20 protein-coding genes and 1 pseudogene are annotated in these 20,880 nt (G+C 63.3%); 12 read left to right on the forward strand and 9 right to left on the reverse strand.

What is annotated here, in order from left to right:
* Positions 1 to 116: pseudogene (locus AB4Z43_RS19355) on the forward strand (IS110 family transposase); the annotation flags it as partial.
* A gap of 85 nt (positions 117 to 201) precedes the next feature.
* On the opposite strand, the gene AB4Z43_RS19360 reads toward AB4Z43_RS19355, so the two are convergent.
* The 3 genes from AB4Z43_RS19360 to AB4Z43_RS19370 form a co-directional block, all read right to left on the reverse strand.
* A complete protein-coding gene (locus AB4Z43_RS19360; RefSeq protein ID WP_441938749.1) occupies positions 202 to 672 on the reverse strand; it encodes a VOC family protein in 471 nt (156 codons plus the stop codon).
* A 46-nt stretch (positions 673 to 718) separates the two neighbouring features.
* Positions 719 to 1,246 carry an SRPBCC family protein gene (locus AB4Z43_RS19365; RefSeq protein ID WP_441938750.1) on the reverse strand — a complete coding sequence of 176 codons (528 nt, stop codon included), beginning with the start codon at positions 1,244 to 1,246 and terminating at the stop codon, positions 719 to 721.
* 73 nt (positions 1,247 to 1,319) lie between these two features.
* Entirely contained in the window at positions 1,320 to 1,664 is a 345-nt protein-coding gene (locus tag AB4Z43_RS19370; protein WP_184877243.1) for an ArsR/SmtB family transcription factor, read from the reverse strand.
* Positions 1,665 to 1,859: 195 nt separating this feature from the next.
* On the opposite strand from AB4Z43_RS19370, the gene ilvD reads away from it, so the two are divergent.
* Positions 1,860 to 3,704, forward strand: coding sequence for a dihydroxy-acid dehydratase (gene ilvD / locus AB4Z43_RS19375; RefSeq protein ID WP_069090883.1), 1,845 nt, complete (start codon positions 1,860 to 1,862; stop codon positions 3,702 to 3,704).
* A gap of 165 nt (positions 3,705 to 3,869) precedes the next feature.
* Here the strand turns inward: ilvD and AB4Z43_RS19380 are convergent, their stop codons facing one another.
* The gene (locus AB4Z43_RS19380) at positions 3,870 to 5,624 is read right to left on the reverse strand and encodes an ABC transporter ATP-binding protein (protein WP_038651860.1); all 1,755 of its coding nucleotides are present in this window, start codon (positions 5,622 to 5,624) and stop codon (positions 3,870 to 3,872) included.
* Between the two features lie 152 nt (positions 5,625 to 5,776).
* On the opposite strand from AB4Z43_RS19380, the gene AB4Z43_RS19385 reads away from it, so the two are divergent.
* From AB4Z43_RS19385 to AB4Z43_RS19395, 3 genes are all read left to right on the forward strand, one after another.
* Entirely contained in the window at positions 5,777 to 7,057 is a 1,281-nt protein-coding gene (locus AB4Z43_RS19385; protein ID WP_441938751.1) for an amidohydrolase family protein, read from the forward strand.
* 107 nt (positions 7,058 to 7,164) lie between these two features.
* Complete coding sequence (locus tag AB4Z43_RS19390; RefSeq protein WP_441938752.1) at positions 7,165 to 8,088, forward strand: DMT family transporter; 924 nt, start codon at positions 7,165 to 7,167, stop codon at positions 8,086 to 8,088.
* Positions 8,089 to 8,355: 267 nt separating this feature from the next.
* Entirely contained in the window at positions 8,356 to 8,829 is a 474-nt protein-coding gene (locus tag AB4Z43_RS19395; RefSeq protein ID WP_441938825.1) for a DUF805 domain-containing protein, read from the forward strand.
* Between the two features lie 28 nt (positions 8,830 to 8,857).
* On the opposite strand, the gene AB4Z43_RS19400 is transcribed toward AB4Z43_RS19395, so the two are convergent.
* Positions 8,858 to 9,760, reverse strand: a complete 903-nt coding sequence (locus AB4Z43_RS19400) for a phosphotransferase family protein (protein ID WP_019862932.1) — start codon at positions 9,758 to 9,760, stop codon at positions 8,858 to 8,860.
* 103 nt (positions 9,761 to 9,863) lie between these two features.
* Between AB4Z43_RS19400 and AB4Z43_RS19405 the strand changes: the two genes are divergently transcribed.
* Positions 9,864 to 10,496 (forward strand): class I SAM-dependent DNA methyltransferase, encoded by a 633-nt coding sequence (locus tag AB4Z43_RS19405; protein WP_019862933.1) that lies wholly within the window; start codon positions 9,864 to 9,866, stop codon positions 10,494 to 10,496.
* Here the strand turns inward: AB4Z43_RS19405 and AB4Z43_RS19410 are convergent.
* Positions 10,493 to 12,946: a GcvT family protein gene (locus AB4Z43_RS19410; RefSeq protein WP_069090887.1), complete on the reverse strand. Its 2,454-nt coding sequence runs from the start codon at positions 12,944 to 12,946 to the stop codon at positions 10,493 to 10,495. The two genes, AB4Z43_RS19405 and AB4Z43_RS19410, sit on opposite strands and share 4 nt — an antisense overlap.
* Entirely contained in the window at positions 12,943 to 13,830 is an 888-nt protein-coding gene (locus AB4Z43_RS19415) for a phosphotransferase family protein (RefSeq protein WP_019862935.1), read from the reverse strand. Before AB4Z43_RS19415 ends, AB4Z43_RS19410 begins: the two co-directional genes overlap by 4 nt.
* Before the next feature lie 425 nt (positions 13,831 to 14,255).
* Between AB4Z43_RS19415 and AB4Z43_RS19420 the strand changes: the two genes are divergently transcribed.
* Complete coding sequence (locus AB4Z43_RS19420) at positions 14,256 to 15,032, forward strand: DeoR/GlpR family DNA-binding transcription regulator (RefSeq protein ID WP_019862936.1); 777 nt, start codon at positions 14,256 to 14,258, stop codon at positions 15,030 to 15,032.
* On the opposite strand, the gene AB4Z43_RS19425 is transcribed toward AB4Z43_RS19420, so the two are convergent.
* Positions 15,029 to 15,601 (reverse strand): hypothetical protein, encoded by a 573-nt coding sequence (locus AB4Z43_RS19425; protein WP_441938753.1) that lies wholly within the window; start codon positions 15,599 to 15,601, stop codon positions 15,029 to 15,031. The genes AB4Z43_RS19420 and AB4Z43_RS19425 overlap by 4 nt on opposite strands.
* Before the next feature lie 68 nt (positions 15,602 to 15,669).
* Between AB4Z43_RS19425 and AB4Z43_RS19430 the strand changes: the two genes are divergently transcribed.
* Together AB4Z43_RS19430 and AB4Z43_RS19435 are read left to right on the forward strand one after the other, a co-directional pair.
* Positions 15,670 to 15,927 (forward strand): hypothetical protein, encoded by a 258-nt coding sequence (locus AB4Z43_RS19430; RefSeq protein ID WP_441938754.1) that lies wholly within the window; start codon positions 15,670 to 15,672, stop codon positions 15,925 to 15,927.
* A gap of 70 nt (positions 15,928 to 15,997) precedes the next feature.
* On the forward strand, positions 15,998 to 16,903 hold the full coding sequence (locus tag AB4Z43_RS19435; RefSeq protein WP_441938755.1) for a LysR family transcriptional regulator: 906 nt from the start codon (positions 15,998 to 16,000) through the stop codon (positions 16,901 to 16,903).
* A 6-nt stretch (positions 16,904 to 16,909) separates the two neighbouring features.
* Here the strand turns inward: AB4Z43_RS19435 and AB4Z43_RS19440 are convergent, their stop codons facing one another.
* On the reverse strand, positions 16,910 to 17,392 hold the full coding sequence (locus AB4Z43_RS19440; RefSeq protein ID WP_441938756.1) for a helix-turn-helix domain-containing protein: 483 nt from the start codon (positions 17,390 to 17,392) through the stop codon (positions 16,910 to 16,912).
* A 31-nt stretch (positions 17,393 to 17,423) separates the two neighbouring features.
* Here AB4Z43_RS19440 and AB4Z43_RS19445 point away from each other — a divergent pair, with 31 nt between their 5' ends.
* The 3 genes from AB4Z43_RS19445 to AB4Z43_RS19455 all read left to right on the forward strand — a co-directional run bounded on the left by AB4Z43_RS19445 (position 17,424) and on the right by AB4Z43_RS19455 (position 20,875).
* Positions 17,424 to 18,314, forward strand: coding sequence for a class I SAM-dependent methyltransferase (locus tag AB4Z43_RS19445; RefSeq protein WP_441938757.1), 891 nt, complete (start codon positions 17,424 to 17,426; stop codon positions 18,312 to 18,314).
* Between the two features lie 214 nt (positions 18,315 to 18,528).
* On the forward strand, positions 18,529 to 19,683 hold the full coding sequence (locus AB4Z43_RS19450; RefSeq protein WP_027047698.1) for an ABC transporter substrate-binding protein: 1,155 nt from the start codon (positions 18,529 to 18,531) through the stop codon (positions 19,681 to 19,683).
* A 193-nt stretch (positions 19,684 to 19,876) separates the two neighbouring features.
* Positions 19,877 to 20,875, forward strand: coding sequence for an ABC transporter ATP-binding protein (locus AB4Z43_RS19455; protein WP_441938758.1), 999 nt, complete (start codon positions 19,877 to 19,879; stop codon positions 20,873 to 20,875).
* The last annotated feature ends 5 nt before the right edge of the window (positions 20,876 to 20,880 follow it).

Genomic DNA, 20,880 nt, shown 5'->3' on the forward strand with positions numbered 1-20,880 from the left:
TGCAGACTGCCGGAAAGGAGAAAATGGTCATCCGCATTGCGCTCGCCCGCAAGCTGCTCGTCATTCTCAATGCAAAAGCACGCGACGCGCGTAACGAATTCGCAAATGCAACTTGACACCTCAGATAGTCGCTCATCCGTCTCGGCGCTGCGCGCCGATCCACCTTCTCCCTCAGGGGGAGAAGGAAAGATCGCGCGCTTCTCACCCCTTCGCCGCCTCTTCGAGCTTGGCGATGTCGATCTTGCCCATCTGCATCATCGCATTCATCGCCCGGCCGGCCTTGGCGCGGTCCGCATCCCCGAGCAGGCGCGGCAGCTGCTCCGGCACGACCTGCCAGGAAACGCCGAATTTGTCCTTCAGCCAGCCACAGGGTCCTGGTTCGCCGCCACCCTCCGTGAGCCTGGTCCAGAAATGATCGACTTCTTCCTGCGTCTTGCAGTCGATCGACAGTGAGATCGCCTCGGTGAACTTGTATTGTGGTCCGCCATTGAGCGCCAGGAACGGGACACCGTCGAGTTCGAACGAGGCCACCACCACCTTGCCCTCATCAGCGTGGCCCTTGGGCCAACGCGTCACGCTCAGCTCCTTCGAATTCTTGAAGATGGACATGTAATGGTTCATCGCCTCCTCGGCCTGTCCGTCGAACCACAGGAAGGTGGTGATCTTCTGCATGCGTTTCTCCTCGTTTCTCTTCGGGGTGCTTGGGGTGAAGGAAGCGTCAGGCGGCGCCCTTGGCAGCGTCCTGCAGGGAAGCAAGGTAGGCGTCGAGCTGGGCATAGCTCTCGCCCATGCCGCGAGTCATGCCGGTGCCGAGCGCGCCGTCGCGGGCCGCTTGCGAGGCGTAAAGCACCGTCTGCGTCAGCAGCGTTTTTCCGGCCTGTTCGGTGAAGACCACGGTCCCTATGGTTTCGCCACCGGTCCAGTCCTCGTCGAACAGTTCGGTGGCGACGATCCTGGCTGGCCGCACGATTTCGCGATAGGCGCCGCTCATGCCCATGCTGCGGCCATCGCGGTGCTGCCAGACGTAGCGCGTGGCGCCGCCAACCCTGAGATCGATTTCGCAGACCGCCAGCCGCCAGCCATCGGGGCCGTGCAGCCAGCCCTTCAGCAACTCGGGTACCGTCCAGCAGTCGAAGACCATCGGCCGCGACGCGTCGAAGATGCGGGTGATCTGGACCTCGCGGTCGCTAGGCGTTGTCACCGTCAGCGTGGCGACGGTCGAACCCGGCAAGGTTGTGGTGCTCATGATGGTCCTCCTCCTATTTGCCAAAGGACGTGCGGCAGGCCGGTGATCCGACACAGGCCGCGATTCTTTCTGGCTATTGGTCGGTACTGTCGGGGGCTTTCTCGGCCTTCATCGCGCCGAGCAACGCGTCGAGGCGCTGGAAGTTGCCTTCCCAGATCTTGCGATAGCGCTCCAGCCAGTCATTGGCCTCTGCCAACGGTTTTGCTTCCAACCGGCAGGGCCGGCGCTGCGCGTCGCGGCCACGCGAAATCAGCCCGGCGTTTTCCAGCACCTTGAGATGCTTGGAAATCGAGGGCTGGCTCATCGCGAAGGGCTCGGCGAGTTCCATCACGGATGCTTCGCCCTGGATGAGCCGTGCCAGGATGGCGCGGCGCGTCGGATCGGCGAGTGCGGCAAAAGTGGCGTCCAGCTGGTTCATCGGATGTCCATAGCCAAAAGGGTATATACCTGATTGGCTATATACACGCGAGCTCCGCTCGTCAACGTCCATTCGGATTTCGTGGCGCATTGCAAAAATGTGGCCAGACCATACTTGCGCGTCTATAAAGCCAGCGATCCGAATTCAGCTCCGCCGCGCCATTCCCGGGCCGAGGCCAGCCACCAAGGAAAAAACATGCCTGCCTATCGCTCCCGCACCACCACCCATGGCCGCAACATGGCCGGCGCACGCGGCCTTTGGCGCGCCACCGGCATGAAGGATTCCGATTTCGGCAAGCCGATTATCGCCGTGGTCAATTCCTTCACCCAGTTCGTGCCGGGCCATGTGCATTTGAAGGACCTCGGCCAACTGGTGGCACGCGAGATCGAGAAGGCCGGCGGCGTTGCCAAGGAATTCAACACCATCGCGGTCGATGACGGCATCGCCATGGGCCATGACGGCATGCTCTATTCTCTGCCGTCGCGCGAGCTGATCGCCGATTCCGTCGAATACATGGTCAATGCGCACTGCGCCGACGCCATGGTCTGCATCTCCAATTGCGACAAGATCACCCCCGGCATGCTGATGGCGTCGCTGCGCCTCAACATTCCGACCGTCTTCGTCTCCGGCGGGCCGATGGAAGCCGGCAAGGTGGTGCTGGCCGGCAAGACGCAGGCGCTCGACCTGGTCGACGCCATGGTCGCGGCCGCCGACGACAAGATCTCCGACGAGGACGTCAAGGTCATCGAGCGCTCGGCCTGTCCGACTTGCGGCTCCTGCTCGGGCATGTTCACCGCCAATTCCATGAACTGCCTGACCGAGGCGCTCGGACTGTCGCTGCCGGGCAACGGCTCGACATTGGCCACGCATGCCGACCGCAAGCGGCTGTTCGTCGAGGCTGGCCATCTCGTCGTCGATCTCGCCCAGCGCTATTACGAGCAGGATGACGAGACGGCACTGCCGCGCAGCATCGCGTCGAAGGGCGCCTTCGAAAACGCCATGACGCTCGACATCGCCATGGGCGGCTCGACCAACACCGTGCTGCACATTTTGGCGGCCGCCCATGAGGGCGAGGTCGATTTCACGATGGAGGACATCGACCGGCTGTCGCGGCGGGTTCCGGTGCTCTGCAAGGTCGCGCCGGCCAAGTCCGACGTCCACATGGAAGACGTTCATCGCGCCGGCGGCATCATGGCCATCCTCGGCCAGCTCGACAATGCCGGGCTGATCAACCGCGACCTGCCGACCGTGCACACATCAAGCCTCGGCGAGGCGCTCGACCATTGGGATATTTCCCGCACCTCCAGCCAGAATGTCCGCGACTTCTTCCTTGCCGCGCCCGGCGGCGTGCCGACACAGGTCGCCTTCAGCCAGGACCGCCGCTGGGACGATCTCGATCTCGATCGTGAAAAGGGTGTCATCCGTTCGGCGGAAACGCCGTTCTCTAGGGATGGCGGCCTTGCCGTGCTGAAAGGCAATCTGGCGCTCGACGGCTGCATCGTGAAGACGGCCGGCGTCGATGAGTCGATCCTGAAATTCACCGGCCCGGCGCGGGTGTTCGAAAGCCAGGACGCTTCGGTCAAGGCAATCCTTTCCAACGAGATCAAGGCAGGCGACGTCGTCGTCATCCGCTATGAGGGCCCGCGTGGCGGCCCCGGCATGCAGGAGATGCTCTACCCGACCAGCTATCTGAAGTCGAAGGGCCTCGGCAAGGCCTGCGCACTGGTCACCGACGGCCGTTTCTCCGGCGGCACGTCGGGCCTGTCGATCGGCCATGCGTCGCCGGAAGCCGCCGAAGGCGGCACGATCGGACTGGTGCAGGAGGGTGACACGATCGAGATCGACATCCCCAACCGCACCATCCGCCTCGCCGTCAGCGACGCCGAACTCGACAGCCGCCGGGCGGCGATGGAAGCCAAGGGCGTCCTGGCATGGAAGCCCGAGGAAAAGCGCAAGCGCAAGGTGACGACCGCATTGCGCGCCTACGCCGCCTTCGCCACCAGCGCCGACAAGGGCGCGGTGCGGCACGTGCCGGAGTAGCGCGGTTCTTCCTTCTCCCCTTGTGGGAGAAGGTGTCGCCGAAGGCGACGGATGAGGGGTGTTCCAGGGAACGCTAACGCCTCACTCCGCTGGAACACCCCTCATCCGTCTCGGCGCTGCGCGCCGATCCACCTTCCCCCACAAGGGGGGAAGGAAGAGGCGGCACTATGGCATCAGCTGATATTCATAAAGCTTCTGGTAAAGCCCGCCCTGCGTGAGCAGAGCACGATGCGGCCCGCTCTCCACCACCTTGCCGCCCTCCAGCACGACGATCGTGTCGGCCTGGTGCACGGTCGACAGGCGGTGGGCGATGACGATCGTCGTGCGGCCTTGGGTCAGCTGCTGCAGCGCGTCGCGGAACAGCGCTTCGGATTCGGCGTCGAGCGCGCTGGTCGCCTCGTCCAGCAGCAGTATTTTGGCATTGCGCAGCATGGCGCGCGCGATCGAGATGCGTTGGCGCTGACCGCCCGACAAGAGGCCGCCATTCTCGCCGACATCGGTCTCGTAGCCCTTCGCCTGCGCCATGATGAAGTCATGCGCGTTGGCGGCCTTGGCCGCGGCGATCACCTCATCATCAGTCGCGTCCTGCCGCCCAAGCCGGATGTTGTGCATGATGGTGCCGGCAAACAGGAACGTGTCCTGGCTGACATAGGCGATCTTTTCCCGCAGTGAAGCGAGCGTGGCATGGGAAATGTCCTGGCCGTCGAGCAAGACCTTGCCGCTGTTCGGGTCATACATGCGCATGATCAGGTTCAGGATCGTCGACTTGCCGCCGCCGGAAGGCCCGACCAGCGCCGTCATCTTGCCCGCTTCAAGGGTCAGGTCGAACCGGTCGAGCACCGGCGGACCGTTCTGATAGGCGAAGCTGACGGCATCGAACCGGATCTCGCCCGGTCCAGTCCGAAGCGGCTTTGCATCGGGCTTCTCGGCCAGTGTCAGCGGCTCGTCGGCGAGCTGGAACATCATGCGCACGCCGACAATGCCGCTTTCCAGTGAGATGCGCACGCGCGCCAGGCGCTTTGCCGGTTCATAGGCGAGCAGCAGCGCCGCGATGAACGCCATGATGTTGCCAGGCATCTGGCCGCCCTGCAGAACCAGCAAGCCGCTGACCATGACGGCGCCGGCGATCGCCAGCCCGGCCAGCGTCTCCATCACCGGGCTGGTCACCGCTTCCAGCGCGGCAATGTTGTTGGCCCGATCCTCGACGTCTGCCACCGCCTTGTACATGCGCTTGCGCATCAAGCTTTCGAGATTGAAGGATTTGACTACGCGCACGCCGATAGCGGTTTCCTGCATCACCTGAATGATCTGGCCAACCGAGCGGAACTCCATGGCGGCGAACTTGCGCACACGCTTCAGGATGCGGTTGACGCCATAGATGGCCACAGGCCCGGCGACGAAGCAGATCAGCGACAGCACCGGCTGCTGCCAGACCATGACACCAATCAAGGCAAGCAGGGTCACCAGATCGCGCACATAGGAGGTCACGATCAGGTCGAGCACGTTGCGTGCCGCCTGGGCATTGTTGGTCATGCGGGTGATCAGATCGGATGACGAGGTCGAATGGTAGAATTCGATGCCTTGCGCCAGGATGCGGTCGTAGATCTTGCGCTGCCGGTCGGCGATGATGGCATTGCCGACGCGGCTCATGAAATAGGCCTGGACGAAATTGGCGAGGCCCTTGAGGATGAAGATCCCGGCGACCGCCGCGGCAATCATGTTGACGCGGTCGACCCGTTTGTCGATCACGAATTCATTGGTGATTTCGCGCAGGATCCAGGCGCTGGCGGCGGTCATGCCGGCCACCACCAGCATCGAAAGAATGGCCGCGCCATATCCGAACATATGCTCCCGGAACGATTCCCTGACCAGCCTTGCGACGAGGCGCTGGTTTTCCGTCGAGCGGAAGAAACGAAACAAAGGCCGATCCTTGGTGGCGGAATGACGAAGGCGGCTTATAGAGGGAGTTGTCCCCGGATGGAACCATTGGAGGCTTCTGGAAAGAAACCGCTGCGTCATGCGGTCTTTTGGGACACCATGGCAAAGTGATTCTTCAGGCGAGATGACGACAGATGGATTTCGACCTTATCGTTCGTGGTGGCACGCTGCCGGATGGCAGGATTGCCGATATCGGCATTAGCGACGAGACGATCGCGGCGATCGAGCCCGAATTGCAGGGTTCCGCCCGGACCGAGGTCGATGCCAGCGGGAATCTGGTCTCGCCCCCCTTTGTCGATCCGCATTTCCACATGGATGCCACGCTGTCCTATGGTATTCCGCGCATCAACGCCTCGGGCACGCTGCTGGAAGGCATTGCGCTATGGGGTGAGCTGAAGCCGCTTTTGACGCATGAGGCGGTGCGCGACCGGGCGCTCGCCTATTGCGACTGGGCGGTGTCGATGGGCGTGCTGGCCATCCGCACCCATGTCGACGTCTGCGACGACAGGCTGCTGGCGGTCGAGGCCCTGCTCGACGTCAAGAAAACGATCGCGCCCTATATCGACCTCCAGCTCGTGGCCTTTCCGCAGGACGGTTTCTACCGCTCGCCGAAGGCGCGTGAAAACACAATCCGTGCGCTGGACATGGGCGTCGATATCGTCGGCGGCATTCCGCATTTCGAGCGTACCATGGCCGACGGCACGCGCTCGGTGACAGAACTGTGCGAGATCGCGGCCAAACGTGGCCTGATGGTCGACCTGCATTGCGACGAGACCGACGACCCGCTGTCGCGCCACATCGAGCAACTGGCCTATGAAACGCAGCGCCTTGGCCTGCAGGGCAAGGTGGCCGGCTCGCACCTCACCTCGATGCATTCGATGGACAATTACTATGTCTCGAAGCTGCTGCCGCTGATCGCCGAGGCCGGCGTTTCGGCTATCCCCAATCCGCTGATCAACATCATGCTGCAGGGCCGCCACGATACATTCCCGAAGCGCCGCGGCCTGACCCGGGTCAAGGAGATGCAGGCGATCGGCATCCGTGTCGGCTGGGGTCAGGATTGCGTGCTCGATCCCTGGTATTCGCTGGGCACCGCCGACATGCTCGACGTCGCCTTCATGGGCCTGCACGTCGCGCAGATGTCGAGCCCGGCCGACATGGCGCGCTGCTTCGACATGGTCACCAACGTCAACGCCGCCATCATGGGTCTCGACCACCTCGGCCTCGCCGTCGGCAAGCGCGCCAGCCTTGTCATCCTCGACGCCGGCAATCCGATCGAGGCCCTGCGCCTGCGCGCCGAGCGCATCTGCGTCATCGCCAGGGGCAAGGTGGTGGCGGAACGGACGCGGCAGGATACAAGGCTTTCCATTTCGGGCCGGCCGGCGCTGGTCAACCGCAGGCACAAAGCCACGTAGGCCCAGCCGATTCCCGGTCCTGGTCTCGCGATTTCCCGGATTCTTCTCGTCAAAGCCGCCGCTTCCGTCTACGACGCGACTTAGGCGAGGGAGGAATCGGGATCGGCATGACGCAACCCGTTGCGCAGAATTCCACGATCAGGAACGTGCTTCTGGCCGGCATTCTGCTGATGCTGGCCGGCGACTTCCTGTTTGCGCTGAACGATGCGATGGGCAAGTGGCTGGTCGCCAGCTTTTCCGTCGGCCAGGTGGTGCTGATCCGCTCCATAGGCGCCTTCTTCGTTCTCGGGCCGATGATTGCGCATCAGGGTGCGGCCAAGCTGTTTCGCATGGAACGCCCTGAACTGCAGATCTTGCGTGTCGTCATGACCACGCTCGACACCGCACTTTTCTATGCCGCGGTCGTCTATCTGCCGCTTGCCGACGTCATGAGTTTCTACATGGCGGGACCGATCTATGTCGCGGCGCTCTCGCACCTGTTGCTCGGCGAAAAGGTCGGCTGGCGCCGCTGGGTGGCGATCCTGCTCGGCTTCTGCGGCGTGGTGATCATGCTGAAGCCGTCCTCTGCGGCGTTCTCGCTGTCGTCGAGCTTCGCGCTCGCCGGCAGCATCGCCTTTGCTTTCGCCATCATCCTCAACCGGCGCCTGCGCGGCACCAGCGACACCAATCTGGTGACATGGCAGACGATCGGCACGCTGCTGGTCGGCGGCGTGCTGACCATCGGCGCCTGGCAAACGCCGTCGGTGCTCGATTTAGGCGCCATGCTGCTGCTCGGCATCGTTTCCTGCAGTGCCCATCTGATGATCACGCGGGCGCTCAAGCTGGCCCCGGCCTCGACGCTGGCGCCGCTGCACTACACGCTGCTCCTGTGGGCCGTGGTGTTCGGGCTGGTGTTCTTCGGCGACGTCCCCGGTCCGCGCATCCTGATCGGCTCCGGCATCATCGTTCTGGCCGGCCTGTTCATTTTCCACCGCCAGAAGGTGGTCGACACCACGGTGCCGCCCGAAAACGTGCCGAAGGGCGTGAATTAAAGCGGTTCCAGGAAAGTGCGAGAAGGCTTTCCGTCCGCGATTGCAGCCAAGCAAAGCATACGGCACGTCACACGCAGCCTTTTCAAAGCTCCGCATCTAGCGGCCGAAGGCTATCATCCGGAATTGTTGGAGTTTCCGGTCAGAAAATCCGATATTTACATCGATACTTTGCCGTGTACGTTGCCTTTCGGGCGCTATACGGGATTGATTCTTGCCTGGGAGAGGCTGAATCAACATCTCAAGAAAACTGCGACAGAGGGGGTGATGATGGGAAGTTTTTCCATATGGCATTGGCTGATCGTTTTGATCCTGATCGGCTTGCCGCTGGTGTTTGTTCTAAGAGCAGCGCCAGCCGGTGCGAACCGATTCGGAGAAATGCCGCCTTCGATGAATTTCGGTGAAGCAGTTTCAAGCTTCTTTCGAAATTATGTGAATTTTTCCGGCAGGGCCAGCCGCTCGGAGTTCTGGTATTCCTACCTCTTCATTTTCATTGTCGGTATCGTTCTTGTCATAGTCGATGCCATCGTGAAGAATGAAATCATCTCATCGATCTGGAATCTTGCCATCCTTCTGCCGACGCTTGCCATGACCGCTCGCCGGCTGCATGACATCAACAGAAGCGGTTGGCATCAACTCCTTGCTGGATTTTTCCCCATCGGTCCCATCGCGCTGATCATTTGGTATTGCAAAAGGTCTGACGACACGGTGACTTTGACTGAAATAGAGAGGGTTTTTAGGTAGGCTGGAGCTCCTGCCGCATGGAATTGCTTTAACCCGTACGCACAGCCGCCAGGTGCCGTGAAAACTCCGGCGTCTCCATCAACGCCTTGCAGCGGGCGAAGCGGCCGTCGGCATAGGCCCGGAAATCGTCAACGGGATTTTCGTTGGCAAGCTGGATCAGCCCCCACAGCGTCCAGAGCAGATCGCACATGGCCTTGTAGATGACGACGCGGCCGCGCTCCGCCGGCCGCGCCTCGCCGCCGAAATAGGCGCGCATCAGCTCTTCGTCCTGGTCCGCATCGAACTTGCCTTCCACGCTGAGGTCGCCGAGATCCCAGAGCGGGTCGTTCATCCCCGAATATTCCCAGTCGACGATCCACATCCGCTCGCCCGTATCGAGGAAGTTCTCGCACAGCGGATCGCAGTGGCAAGCGACGAGGGGGAGCGGATGGGCGGCAAGCGCCGAGCGCACGCTGCCGGCCTCGCGCACCACGTCGTGATAGCCGGCTGGCAGGGTGACGTCCTTGGTCGACAGCACCTTGAGATAGTCGTCGATCATCGAAAACAGTTCGAAGCGGAAGGGGAACACCGCACCGGACGCGTGCAGCTTGCGGAAGGCTTCGCCGGCCCGGGCGGGGCTGCCCGCCCTCTCCCTGAATTTCTCCGGCGACATGGTCTGCGCGCCCGCGATGAAGCGCGTCACCATCACGCCGGTATCGGCGTCGGCATGCAGCACTTGCGGGCTGACGCCGGCTTTAGCCGCCTCGCGCGCGGCCACCGCTTCGTTGGCGCGGTTGATGTATTCCTCAGTACCTTTGCCTGGAATGCGCAGGCAGAGATCGCCGGCCCTGAAGACGAGATTGGTGAGGCCGCCAAGTCGCTCCAGCGGCCCGGTATAGTCGGCAAGCATGGGAATGGCGGCCAGCTTTGCCCGCGCTTCGTCTGTCACCATGCCCGCGCCCCCACGCCGTTATATCTCTCTGCAACGGTTCCACAATTTTCGTCGTTTGGCTATCATCCGATCAAAGGCAACTCGATCAGGCGACACAGCAGCGATGACGGACGGTAAACATTTGGACGCGCTCAGCGCGGCCTACGCAGCCAAACGCCCGGAGGAGGTGGCCGCACTCTATGACCGCTGGTCGCAGACCTATGACACCGACATGTCGGCCGCCGGTTATCGTCATCCGACGATCTGTCTGGCTCTGCTGACCCGCCATCTGCCGCGCGGCGCGACGCCGTTGCTCGATGCAGGCGCGGGCACCGGGCTCATCGGCGAATGGCTCGATATATCAGGCTATCCTGAAGTCGAGGCGCTGGACATCTCGCAAGGCATGCTGGATCAGGCCGCCCGCAAGGGTGTCTATTCCGCGCTGCATTGCCTCGCGCTCGGCGGCACGCTTCCCTTTGCCGACGATGCTTATGCCGGGATCGTCTCGGCCGGTGTCTTCACTTCAGGCCATGTCGGCGTCGAAGGGCTGGATGAGCTGATCCGTATCTGCCGCCCCGGCGGGATCATCGTGCTGACGGTCAAGAACACGCTGTGGGATCAGGGTTTTGCCGCACGCATCGCCGAACTCGAAGCACAAGGCGTCGTCACCCGTGCCGAGGAAACGCGCCCTTACGTCTCGATGCCGGGCGAAGCCGACACCGTGCCCAGCCGCGGCCTCGCCTTGCGGGTGAACTAGGCTTTTACCCTCCCCGCTGTCGGGTCGAACATCGGCTCGAGATGGATTCTGGCGGGCGTCCGCTCCATTGCGACAACCAGCTCGTAGTCGCCCGCGGCGAGGAAATCGTCGCTCACTCCGTCGCCGTTGCGCACATAGCCGTAGCCGATGTTCTTGCCCAGCGTGTAGCCATAGCCGCCGCTGGTCAGATAGCCGACCGGCTCGCCATTGCGCAGGATGGTCTCCCGGCCGAGCAGCACGATCTCCGGATTGTCGACCGTGAAGCCGGCAAAGCGCTTCTTCAACGGCGCGCCGACAACCTTCTCCAGTGCGCGTCGTCCGACGAAATCGGTGTTCTTCCTGAGTTTGACCGCCCAGCCGAGCCCGGCTTCCTGCGGCGTGTCGTTGGGTGTGATGTCGGATCCCCAGGCGCGGTAGCCCTTTTCCAGCCGCAGCGATTCCAGCGCCCGGTAGCCGACCGGGCGGATGCCGTGCGTCTTGCCGGCCGCCATCAGCGCGTCGAAGACTTCGCCTGTCGCGGCGATCGGCACATGCAGTTCCCAGCCGAGTTCGCCGACATAGGTGACACGCAGCGCCCGAATCGTGTGGCCGGCGATGGCGATCTCGCGCACATGGCCGAACGGGAACGAAGCATTCGACACATCGGCATCGGTCACCGCGGCGAGCACGTCGCGCGCCCGCGGACCCATCAGCGACAGCGTGCCGAAATCCTCGGTGACATCGGTCAACTCCGCATCGTGACCCTCACCGATATGGTCGCTGATCCACGAGGCATCATGCGTGCGGAAGCCGGTGCCTGTGACGATGTAGAATTTCTCCTCGGCCAGCCGCGCCACGGTCAGGTCGGCCTCGATGCCGCCGCGCGTGTTGAGAAGCTGCGTGTAGGTCAGCCTTCCGACCGGCTTGCTGACGTCGTTGGCACAGATCCAGTCGAGCGCCTTGGCCGCGTCGGGTCCGCTCAATTCGTATTTGGCGAAGGACGACTGGTCGAAGACGCCGACCTTCTCGCGCACATGCCTGTGCTCGTCGCCGACCGCCGAAAACCAGTTCTGCCGGCCCATGGAATAGAGGTCCCGCGGCTCGACGCCTTGCGGCGCGAACCAGTTCGGCCGCTCCCAGCCGAGCTTCGAGCCGAACACGGCGCGCTGCTGCTTCAGCCTGCCGTAAAGCGGCGAGACGATGCGCGGCCGGCCGCTGGCATATTCCTCATGCGGGAAGCCGATCGTGTAATGCTTGCCATAAGCCTCCAGCGTGCGCTCGCGCACCCATTGGCGGTCGCGATGCAGGTTGGAAAAGCGCCTGATGTCGACCACCCACAGGTCGAGCGGCGCCTCGCCGTCGACCACCCATTGTGCCAGCACCCAGCCGGCGCCGCCGCCAGAGGCGATGCCGAAGGCGTTGAAGCCGGCGCCGACGAACATGTTGGCGCATTCGGGCGCCGTGCCGAGGATGAAATTGCCGTCCGGCGTGAAGCTTTCCGGCCCGTTGATCATCTGCTTGACGCCGACAGTTTCCAGCGCCGGCACGCGCGCGATCGCCTGTGTCATATGCTGCTCGAAATGGTCGTAGTCGTCGTCGAACAGCCGGAACTCCCAGTCATTGGGCACGTCGCCCCCTGGGAGATCGGTCGCCCATGCCTGCGGGTTCGGCTCATAGCCACCCATCACCAGTCCGCCGACCTCCTCCTTGAAATAGGTACGCCGGTCGGGGTCGCGCAGCGTCGGCGCGTCCGTCGCCAGTCCATCGATCTTCTCGGTGATGATGTATTGGTGCTTCACCGGCTGCAGCGGCACGTTGATGCCGGCCATGGCGCCAACCTGCCGCGCCCATTGTCCCCCGCAGTTCACCACCTTGTCGCAGGCGATGTCGCCTTGATCGGTCTTCACCGCCGTGATGCGGCCGCCCTTCATCTCGAAGCCAATGACGCGGACATTCTCGAACAGCTTCGCGCCATGCATGCGCGCGCCCTTGGCCAGCGATTGGGTGATGTCGGAGGGGCTGGCCTGGCCGTCGGTCGGCAGCCAGGAAGCACCGACCAGATCGCCGGTTTCCATCAGCGGCCACATCGCCTTGACCTCGGCCGGGGACAAAAGATGCATGTCCATGCCGAAACTCTTCGCCGTCGTCGCCAGCCTTTTGTACTCGGTCCAGCGGTCGGCATTGGTGGCGAGCCGCAGGCAGCCGGTCATTTTCCAGCCGGTGGCAAGGCCGGTTTCGGCCTCCAGCCCCTTATAGAGGTCGACCGAGTATTTGAGCACCCGGGTGATCGAGGCGGACGAGCGCAATTGCCCGACCAGGCCGGCGGCGTGCCAGGTCGAGCCCGAGGTCAGCTTGCCTTGTTCGAGCAGAACGACGTCGGCCTTATGGTCGCGCGCCAGATGATAGGCCGTCGAGCAGCCGATAATGCCGCCGCCGATGACGACGATGGCGGCCTGGCTGGGCAAGGTCATGATTTCAGGATCCCGTATTTTGTCCGGTAGTTTTCCAGCGCCGCGTCGAGTCGCACCAGATTTTCCTCGGTGTAGGCGACGTAGTCGATGCCGGGCGCGTCCAGATAGAGTTCCGACACCATGCTCCACATCGCCTCGCGCAGCAGCGAGGCGCATTGCATGGCAGCGTGCGAGCGGCGGATCGCCGCGTCCGGTTCCTTCATGAAATAGGCGGTCAGGAAGGCGAAGGATTCCTCGTCGCTCATGCCGGCATTCGAGGCGACGCCGGCAAGGTCGAACATTGCCGTGTTGAAGCCGGCATATTCGAAATCGATCAGCCACAGCCTGTTGCCGTCGTCGAGAATGTTGGCCGGCAAAAGATCGTTATGGCCGAAGACGATCGGCAGCAGCTTCTGCGCCCGCTCCAACTCGTCGGCCAGCGTCAGCAGGCGCGGCAAGTCGCTGCGCTTGCGGCTGTTGCCTTCCTCGAGCGTGCGCGCATAGTCGCGGATGACGTGGAACACCCAGAACATGAAGCCGGCGCCGGAGACATGGTTCGGCATCTCGCGATGGAAGGATCGCAGCAGAGCCGCCACACGGCCGAGATTGGCGCGCACGTCTTCGGCGAGGAAGGTCCTGGCGCCGAGAAACTGCGTCACCAGGATACCGGGTTCGGAATAGTGCACGGCAGGTGCGAAGCCGGCGGCATGGGCAGCCCGCGCGGTCATCACCTCGCGCTCGCGGAAGACATGGTGGAAGGGGTAGTCCTGGCCGAAGCGCACGACATGTTTGCCGGCAGCGTCACTGACCACATAATTGGCATTGCTCAGGCCGCCGGGCAGGGGGGCGATCTCGATGGCGCCGGTCCAGCACGGCAGGGCGCGGATGCGATCTTCGGCAATCACGGGATTATCCCTGGTTTGCTGGCCTGGTTTGCTGGGCTTCGACAAGGCGCCATGGACAGCGCGACGAGAGCGGGGAGAAACGCAAATAATCTCGTCGGTGCGGGACGCCAGGATCGGTATCCCGCACCGCACCGACGAGCCCCTTGGCCAGGATTCTGATCCCGGCATCCGCCCCCGCGGATCTGAAAATTCCTTGCGCCAGACGCGTTCAAGACCGCCTGGCCAGTGAGTTGCGGCTCTGCCATCGCCCTCCCGTTGCAGCTCCGAACCTCTGCTGATGCCCTGGATTTCACGCCAGGGTTGCCCGGTTGTCAATAAAGAGATGTGACTTTTTTTGGGTGTTTTGCCCGAAACCAAGGGGCGATATCTTTAAAAGTGCTTGAATTACCTTAAAACCGGTCAAAAGGCGAAGCTTGGGAAACCCAATGATCCATTCAAAACGCCATGGCGAGATCCTGCGTCTGCTGCAGGAAGAAGGAACCGTCACCATCGCCAGCCTGGCCGATCGGCTGGGTGTTTCATTGGAAACCGTGCGTCGCGACGTCAAGCCACTCACCAGCGACGGGTCGGTTCTGAAGATGCATGGCGCCATCGGCCTGCCATCCATGGTCGGCGAGGCGCCGTTCGAACGGCGCATGCGCGAGAATGCCGATGCCAAGCGCATCATTGCCCGCATGGTCGCCGCCACCATCCGCGACGGGGAATCGGTCATGCTGGACACCGGCACCACGACCTCATTCCTGGCCCGGGAACTGCTCGGCCACCGGCGCCTGACGGTCGTCACCAACTCTTCCGATATCGCCCGCACGCTAGCCACCATCAACGGCAACAAGGTCTACATGGCCGGCGGCGAATTGCGCAGCGATTCAGGTGCCGCGTTCGGCACTTCGGCCATCGAGTTCGTCAGCCGCTTCTCCGTCAGCCATGCCATCATCTCCACCGGCGCCGTCGATGCGGTGACTGGGGTCATGGACTACGATCTGGAAGAGGCCGAATTCGCCCGCATGGTGCTGTCGCGTGGCCAGCGTTCGCTCGTCATCACCGACCACACCAAGTTCGGCCGCCAGGGCCTGGTCCAGGTCTGTGGCTTCGACGGCTTTTCCGAACTCGCCACCGACCGTTCGCCGCCGCACGACATAGCCGCGGCGCTGGCGCAGGCCGGCGCGCGGCTCAGCATCGCCGGCGGCGAAGCCGGATTTTAGCCGAACACCAGCGACTGGTGGGCGCATACGCCGGCAAAAGTCCCGCCCGATACAGCGAAGGCGATGTTGTGCATCGTGTTGCGCGGCGCGGTGAACATCGCCCTGACGCCGGCCGTCCGGCCGCCGTCGAGGTGGACGATCAAACCGCCGGAGCTGTCTTCCCTGAGTTCGCTGACGGTCGCGGGTTCGAACCTGACTTTCTTGCCATCCAAAGCGAGCATCTGCTCGGCGTCAGGCTCGATCTGGCCGTTTCCGAACAGCGTGACGTCGCCCCAATCGGCGATCAGCTGCGCCTGATGCATGGACATCGGGCCGGTCGCGAGCACGCCAAGCTGCCCGCCGGAGACCTCGTAGCCGTGGCAATAGGGGCAGTGCAACACGGTCTTGCCCCATTGCTCGGCAAGCCCGTGAACCTCCGGCAGGATGTCGCGCACGCCGGTGGCCAGCACCAGCCGCGCCGCGCCGAATGTCTCGCCGTCATCGGTGGTGATCTCGAAATCGCTGCTGCTGTTGGCGACGGCTCTGTCCGCACGGGCATCGACAAGTCTGGCTGTGGGATAGGCCAGCAATTGCCGCCTTGCATCGTCGAGGATGGCGCCTGGCGTGCGCCCGTCCTGGCCGAGAAAGCCACCCGACGGTGCGCAACTATCTGCCGATCGCGGCGGGCGCGCTTTGTCTGCCGGCGCTGCCCTTCGCGATGGCGACGCTGCTGGGCGCCACAATCTGGAATGCTGGCTTCCTCCTGACCGGCTACCTCTTGCGCGGCAGCGGCCAGGATTCCTTCACGGTGGGCTTGCGCATCATCGTCATTGTCGTGGCGCTGGAGACGGTCTGCATGCTTGCATTGCGCTATGGCCCCGCATGGCGGCGGCGCATCAGGCTGGCGCTCGGCTGAGCACCACCGGTCATGGGATAAGTTCCGCCATCGGCTTTCCTTCGCCCGGCCGCCGGTGTTTAGTCCGGCCATGGCCTTCACCATCCGCCAGCTGCAGTTCTTCATCGCCGTCGCCGAACAAGGCACGGTGTCGGGCGCCGCACAAAACCTCTCCATCTCGCAATCGTCGGTCACCGAAGCGATCAAGGAGCTCGAAAGCGATCTCGGCGTCGAATTGTTCGAGCGCCATCCGCGCGGCCTCAACATCACCCATAAGGGCCACCAGTTCCTGCGCCACGCGACCAAGATCCTTGCTGACGTGTCCGACGCCCGCCGCTCTTTTTCCGGCGAACAGGCGGTGGCGGGAGGGCGGCTGCAGCTTGGCGTCACCTCGCTGGTCGCCGGCTATGTGCTGTCGGATCTGCTTGCCCGCTACCGCCGCGCCCATCCGGGCGTCGAGGTCTCGGCCATTGAGGACAATGGCGACTACCTCGAACATCTCTTGATCGGCGGGAAGCTGGATATCGCCGTGATGGTGACGTCCAACTTGCGCGACCGCACGGCGCTGCAGTCGGAAATCCTCGAAGTCTCGGCCTATCGGCTGTGGCTGCCGCTCGGCCACCCGCTCGCCGGCGCCGACATCATCGGCATTGGCGACATAGCCGGCGAGACGCTGATCATGCTCACCGTCGACGAGATCGAGGAAAACACGGGAAAGCTGCTGGCGGCGATCGGCGCCAAGCCACATGTCGCCTTCCGCACCCGTTCGGTGGAAGCGGTGCGCAGCCTGGTCGCCACCGGTGCCGGCGTGGCGCTGCTGCCCGACCTTGTCTACCGGCCATGGTCGCTCGAAGGCGACCGCATCGAATCACGCGATATTTCCGGCTCCTTGCCGGTGGTGCAGGTCGGCATGGTTTGGCGGCGGGGCTCCAGCCTGCCGCAGGCGGCGCGCGATTTCATCGGACTTGCCCAGTCGCAGCGCACGGTCCGCCGCTAGCATGGCCTACTCCAGGCGAACGTCGCCAGTCTCGCGCTTGCGCCTTGTGACGGAAACCGCCTCCGCCCTGAACGGCGCGAGCGGAGCAACCTCGAAGCGGCCGGTGCCCGCAAGCCTGACGGCGCGGCGGAAAGTCGGGCACTCCATCGGCCGGGCGGCCGGACATTTAGCGGCGTGACGCAAAGCCTCTCGGATCGCCCTCAGGCGCTGGATGATTTGGTCCAGTTCGTTCGCCTTGGCATCGAGGCGCCCTCGATCCATTTTCGGCAGGCCGTCGGGCGTCAGCATCGAGGAAATCTCGTCCAGTGTGAATCCACCGGCGCGTCCGAGCGCGATCAAGGCGAGCCGGTCCAGGACGGCAGGGTCGAACAGGCGGCGTTGGCCGCGACGGCCGATCGAGGCGACGAGGCCCTTCTCCTCGTAGTAGCGAAGTGTGGAGGCGGGCACGCCGGTGCGGCGCGACACCTCGGCAATGTCCATGTCTTTCATGCTTGACCTCAAGTCGGCTTGAACTCGTAGAGTGCTCGCGACGATCGGTGAGAGCAACATGAAAGCGAGGTCCGTTATGCCGCAATCCGCGCCGCCAAACACACGCCAAGCCGCGCTCTGGAACGATGTCAGCGGAAAGGCCTGGGTCGAGATGCAGCCGATCCTCGACGAGATACTGGCGCCGTTCGAGCGGCTGGTGGTCGATGCCGGCTATCCCAGGGAAGGGAGCAATGTCCTGGACATCGGCTGCGGTGCAGGCGCCACGACTCTGGCGATGGCGCGCCGCGTGGGCAACGACGGAAATTGTGTGGGGCTAGACATCTCGCAGCCGCTTGTCGCCCTGGCGACGGAGCGCACGAAGCTGGGAGAGGTAGCAAACGCAAGTTTTGAAGTGGGCGATGCCCAGACATATGCGTTCGAATCCGGGCATTTCGACGCTGTAATCTCCCGCTTCGGTGTCATGTTCTTCGATGATCCCATGGCCGCGTTCACCAACATAAGAAAGGCCGTGAGGCGCCGTGGCAAACTCGCCTTTGTTGCCTGGCGCAGTCCGCTCGAGAATGATTTCATGACGACGGCCGTGCGAGCGGCTGCGCCTTTCCTGCCGCCTGCACCGGCGCCAGACCCCGATGCGCCGGGTCAGTTTGCCTTTGCCGACGGCGCCAAGGTGAAGCGGATCCTGGAAGCGAGCGGCTGGGCTTCGATCGAAGTCGAACAGGCGGACGTCCCGTGTCGGATCGCCCAACGCGATCTGATGGCGTATGCCACCCGGCTAGGGCCGCTCGGCGCCGCGCTGCGCGAGGTTGACCGGGCAACGGCCGAAAAAATCACCACGGTGTTACCGGCTGCGTTCGCGCCTTTCGTTAAGGACGGTGAGGCTCGCTTTAACGCCGCTTGCTGGCTGGTGACCGCGCATGCTTGAGGCGGTGGCTGTCTATCGGAAAAACCGATATCGTCGTTCTGATAAATGAATTTGCGAAACCGGAATTTTCCAAGCACGTTCGGTTTCAGGGACCAAAGCCGCCAGCAGAGCGGCATCAAGTCCACAGGACGAACTGATATGTTTTTCAGTCCGCGCGTGATCTGGCGAAAACCGGAGCGGTTTCGGGGCCATGCGCCAAAATGGGAGATCGATGATGAATTCATTCCTGAAGTCGTGCACGGCGCTGACGGTCGCGCTGACCTTCTCCGGTCAGGCCATCGCCCAGGTCAAGGAACTCGGCAAGGGCGAGGGCCAGGTCAACATCGTTGCCTGGCCGGGCTATATCGAGCGCGGCGAGACCGACAAGGGCTATGACTGGGTCACCGCCTTCGAAAAGGAGAGCGGCTGCAAGGTCAACGTCAAGACCGCCAACACCTCCGACGAGATGGTCTCGCTGATGAACGAGGGTGGCTTCGACCTCGTCACGGCTTCGGGCGATGCCTCGTTGCGCCTCGTCGCCGGCAAGCGCGTACAGCCGATCAACACCGATCTCATCCCGAGCTGGAAGACGGTTGACGACCGGCTGAAGGACGCCCCCTGGTTCACCGTCGACAAGGTGCATTACGGCGTTCCTTACCAGTGGGGGCCGAACATCCTGATGTACAACACCGAGGTGTTCAAGGAAGCGCCGAAGAGCTGGAACGTCGTCTTCGAGGAGATGAAGCTGCCGGACGGCAAGTCTAACAAGGGCCGCGTCCAGGCCTATGACGGGCCGATCCACATCGCCGATGCCGCCAACTATCTGATGTTCCATAAGCCGGAACTCGGCATCAAGGATCCCTACGAACTCAACGAGGACCAGTACAAGGCAGCGCTCGAACTGCTGCGCGTCCAGCGCACGCTGGTCGGCCGCTACTGGCATGACGCCGCCATCCAGGTCGACGATTTCCAGAATGAAGGCGTCGTCGCCTCCGGGTCATGGCCGTATCAGGTCAACACGCTGGTCGCCGCCAAGAAGCCGGTTGCCTCGACCGTGCCGGAAGAAGGCGTCACCGGCTGGGCCGACACCACCATGATGGAAGCCGACGCGGCGCATCCAAACTGCGCCTATATGTGGCTCGAACATTCGCTGTCGCCGAAGGTGCAGGGCGATGTCTCGGCCTGGTTCGGATCGCTCCCTGTCGTTCCCGCCGCCTGCAAGGGCAACGAGCTCCTGACCGACGAAGGCTGCAAGACCAACGGCTACGACAATTTCGACAAGATCAAGTTCTGGAAGACGCCGGTCTCGAAATGCGTCACCCAGAACGACAAGTGCGTGCCTTACTACCGCTGGGTGTCGGACTATATCGGCGTCATCGGCGGACGGTGATTCCGCGTCGCTGAGAGCATAGCGCTGCCCCTCACCCTTTCCCTCTACCCGTGAAGAACGGGAGAGGGGTGTCGCGCCAGCGTTTCCGCCAAGTCCCTTCTCCCCGTCACTATACGGGGAGAAGGTGCCGGTAGGCGGATGAGGGGCAGCACCGCCGCCTGAATTTGATGAGCCTGACAGATCAGGACAGCCCATGACATCAGCCGTCTCCTTCCAGAAAGTCTCGCGCCATTTCGGCAGCGTTCGCGCCGTCGACGCGGTCGATCTCGACATCGCGCCGGGCGAGTTCTTCGCCATGCTCGGGCCTTCCGGGTCCGGCAAGACGACATGCCTGCGCCTCATCGCCGGCTTCGAGCAGCCGACTTCGGGCTCGATCTCGATCTTCGGTGAGCGCGCCGAGGGCGTGCCGCCCTATCGCCGCAACGTCAACACCGTCTTCCAGGACTACGCGCTGTTCCCGCATCTCAATGTGCTTGATAACGTCGCCTATGGGCTGATGGTCAAGGGCGTGGGCAGGGCCGAGCGGCACAAGGCGGCCGAGGAGGCCCTGTCGCTGGTGCGGCTGCCAGGCTACGGCGCCCGCCGCCCCGGCCAGCTTTCCGGCGGCCAGCGCCAGCGCGTCGCGCTCGCCCGCGCTCTGGTCAACCAGCCCAAGGTGCTGTTGCTCGACGAGCCGCTCGGCGCGCTTGACCTCAAGCTGCGCGAGAACATGCAGGAGGAACTGAAATCGCTGCAGAAGGCGCTCGGCATCACCTTCGTCTTCGTCACCCACGACCAGGGTGAGGCGCTGTCGATGGCCGACCGCGTCGCCGTCTTCAACGACGGCAGGATCATGCAGATCGGCACGCCGGAGGATATTTATCAGCGGCCGAGAACCCGCTTCGTCGCCGATTTCGTCGGCTCTTCCAACGTGCTGCCGCCGGATTTCGTTCAACGTTATTCCGGCCAGCATCGCTGGGGCAGCCTCCGCCCCGAATCCATTCGCGTCAGCCGCGCTGCAAGCGGCGAAGGCGTCGCCGCCCGCCTGATCTCGACCAACTATCTCGGCGCCACCACCAGGCTGGCGCTAGATGCCGAAGGGTTGAAGCTGCACGCCGTGGTGCCAGCCGGCACGGCGCTGCCTGCCGAGGGCGAAGCGGTGGTGCTCACCTTCAACCGCGAGCACCTGCATCTGATGGATGAGCCGGCATGAGCGTC

This window comes from Mesorhizobium sp. 2RAF45, assembly GCF_052115225.1.
GTDB lineage: Bacteria > Pseudomonadota > Alphaproteobacteria > Rhizobiales > Rhizobiaceae > Mesorhizobium > Mesorhizobium jarvisii.

What these genes read in the sequence shown, in the direction of transcription:
- AB4Z43_RS19360 (WP_441938749.1), bottom strand. Translation starts at nt 672, where the DNA reads ATGCAGAAGATCACCACCTTCCTGTGGTTCGACGGACAGGCCGAGGAG.
- AB4Z43_RS19365 (WP_441938750.1), bottom strand. Translation starts at nt 1,246, where the DNA reads ATGAGCACCACAACCTTGCCGGGTTCGACCGTCGCCACGCTGACGGTG.
- AB4Z43_RS19370 (WP_184877243.1), bottom strand. Translation starts at nt 1,664, where the DNA reads ATGAACCAGCTGGACGCCACTTTTGCCGCACTCGCCGATCCGACGCGC.
- ilvD (WP_069090883.1), top strand. Translation starts at nt 1,860, where the DNA reads ATGCCTGCCTATCGCTCCCGCACCACCACCCATGGCCGCAACATGGCC.
- AB4Z43_RS19385 (WP_441938751.1), top strand. Translation starts at nt 5,777, where the DNA reads ATGGATTTCGACCTTATCGTTCGTGGTGGCACGCTGCCGGATGGCAGG.
- AB4Z43_RS19390 (WP_441938752.1), top strand. Translation starts at nt 7,165, where the DNA reads ATGACGCAACCCGTTGCGCAGAATTCCACGATCAGGAACGTGCTTCTG.
- AB4Z43_RS19395 (WP_441938825.1), top strand. Translation starts at nt 8,356, where the DNA reads ATGGGAAGTTTTTCCATATGGCATTGGCTGATCGTTTTGATCCTGATC.
- AB4Z43_RS19400 (WP_019862932.1), bottom strand. Translation starts at nt 9,760, where the DNA reads ATGGTGACAGACGAAGCGCGGGCAAAGCTGGCCGCCATTCCCATGCTT.
- AB4Z43_RS19405 (WP_019862933.1), top strand. Translation starts at nt 9,864, where the DNA reads ATGACGGACGGTAAACATTTGGACGCGCTCAGCGCGGCCTACGCAGCC.
- AB4Z43_RS19410 (WP_069090887.1), bottom strand. Translation starts at nt 12,946, where the DNA reads ATGACCTTGCCCAGCCAGGCCGCCATCGTCGTCATCGGCGGCGGCATT.
- AB4Z43_RS19420 (WP_019862936.1), top strand. Translation starts at nt 14,256, where the DNA reads ATGATCCATTCAAAACGCCATGGCGAGATCCTGCGTCTGCTGCAGGAA.
- AB4Z43_RS19435 (WP_441938755.1), top strand. Translation starts at nt 15,998, where the DNA reads ATGGCCTTCACCATCCGCCAGCTGCAGTTCTTCATCGCCGTCGCCGAA.
- AB4Z43_RS19440 (WP_441938756.1), bottom strand. Translation starts at nt 17,392, where the DNA reads ATGAAAGACATGGACATTGCCGAGGTGTCGCGCCGCACCGGCGTGCCC.
- AB4Z43_RS19450 (WP_027047698.1), top strand. Translation starts at nt 18,529, where the DNA reads ATGAATTCATTCCTGAAGTCGTGCACGGCGCTGACGGTCGCGCTGACC.
- AB4Z43_RS19455 (WP_441938758.1), top strand. Translation starts at nt 19,877, where the DNA reads ATGACATCAGCCGTCTCCTTCCAGAAAGTCTCGCGCCATTTCGGCAGC.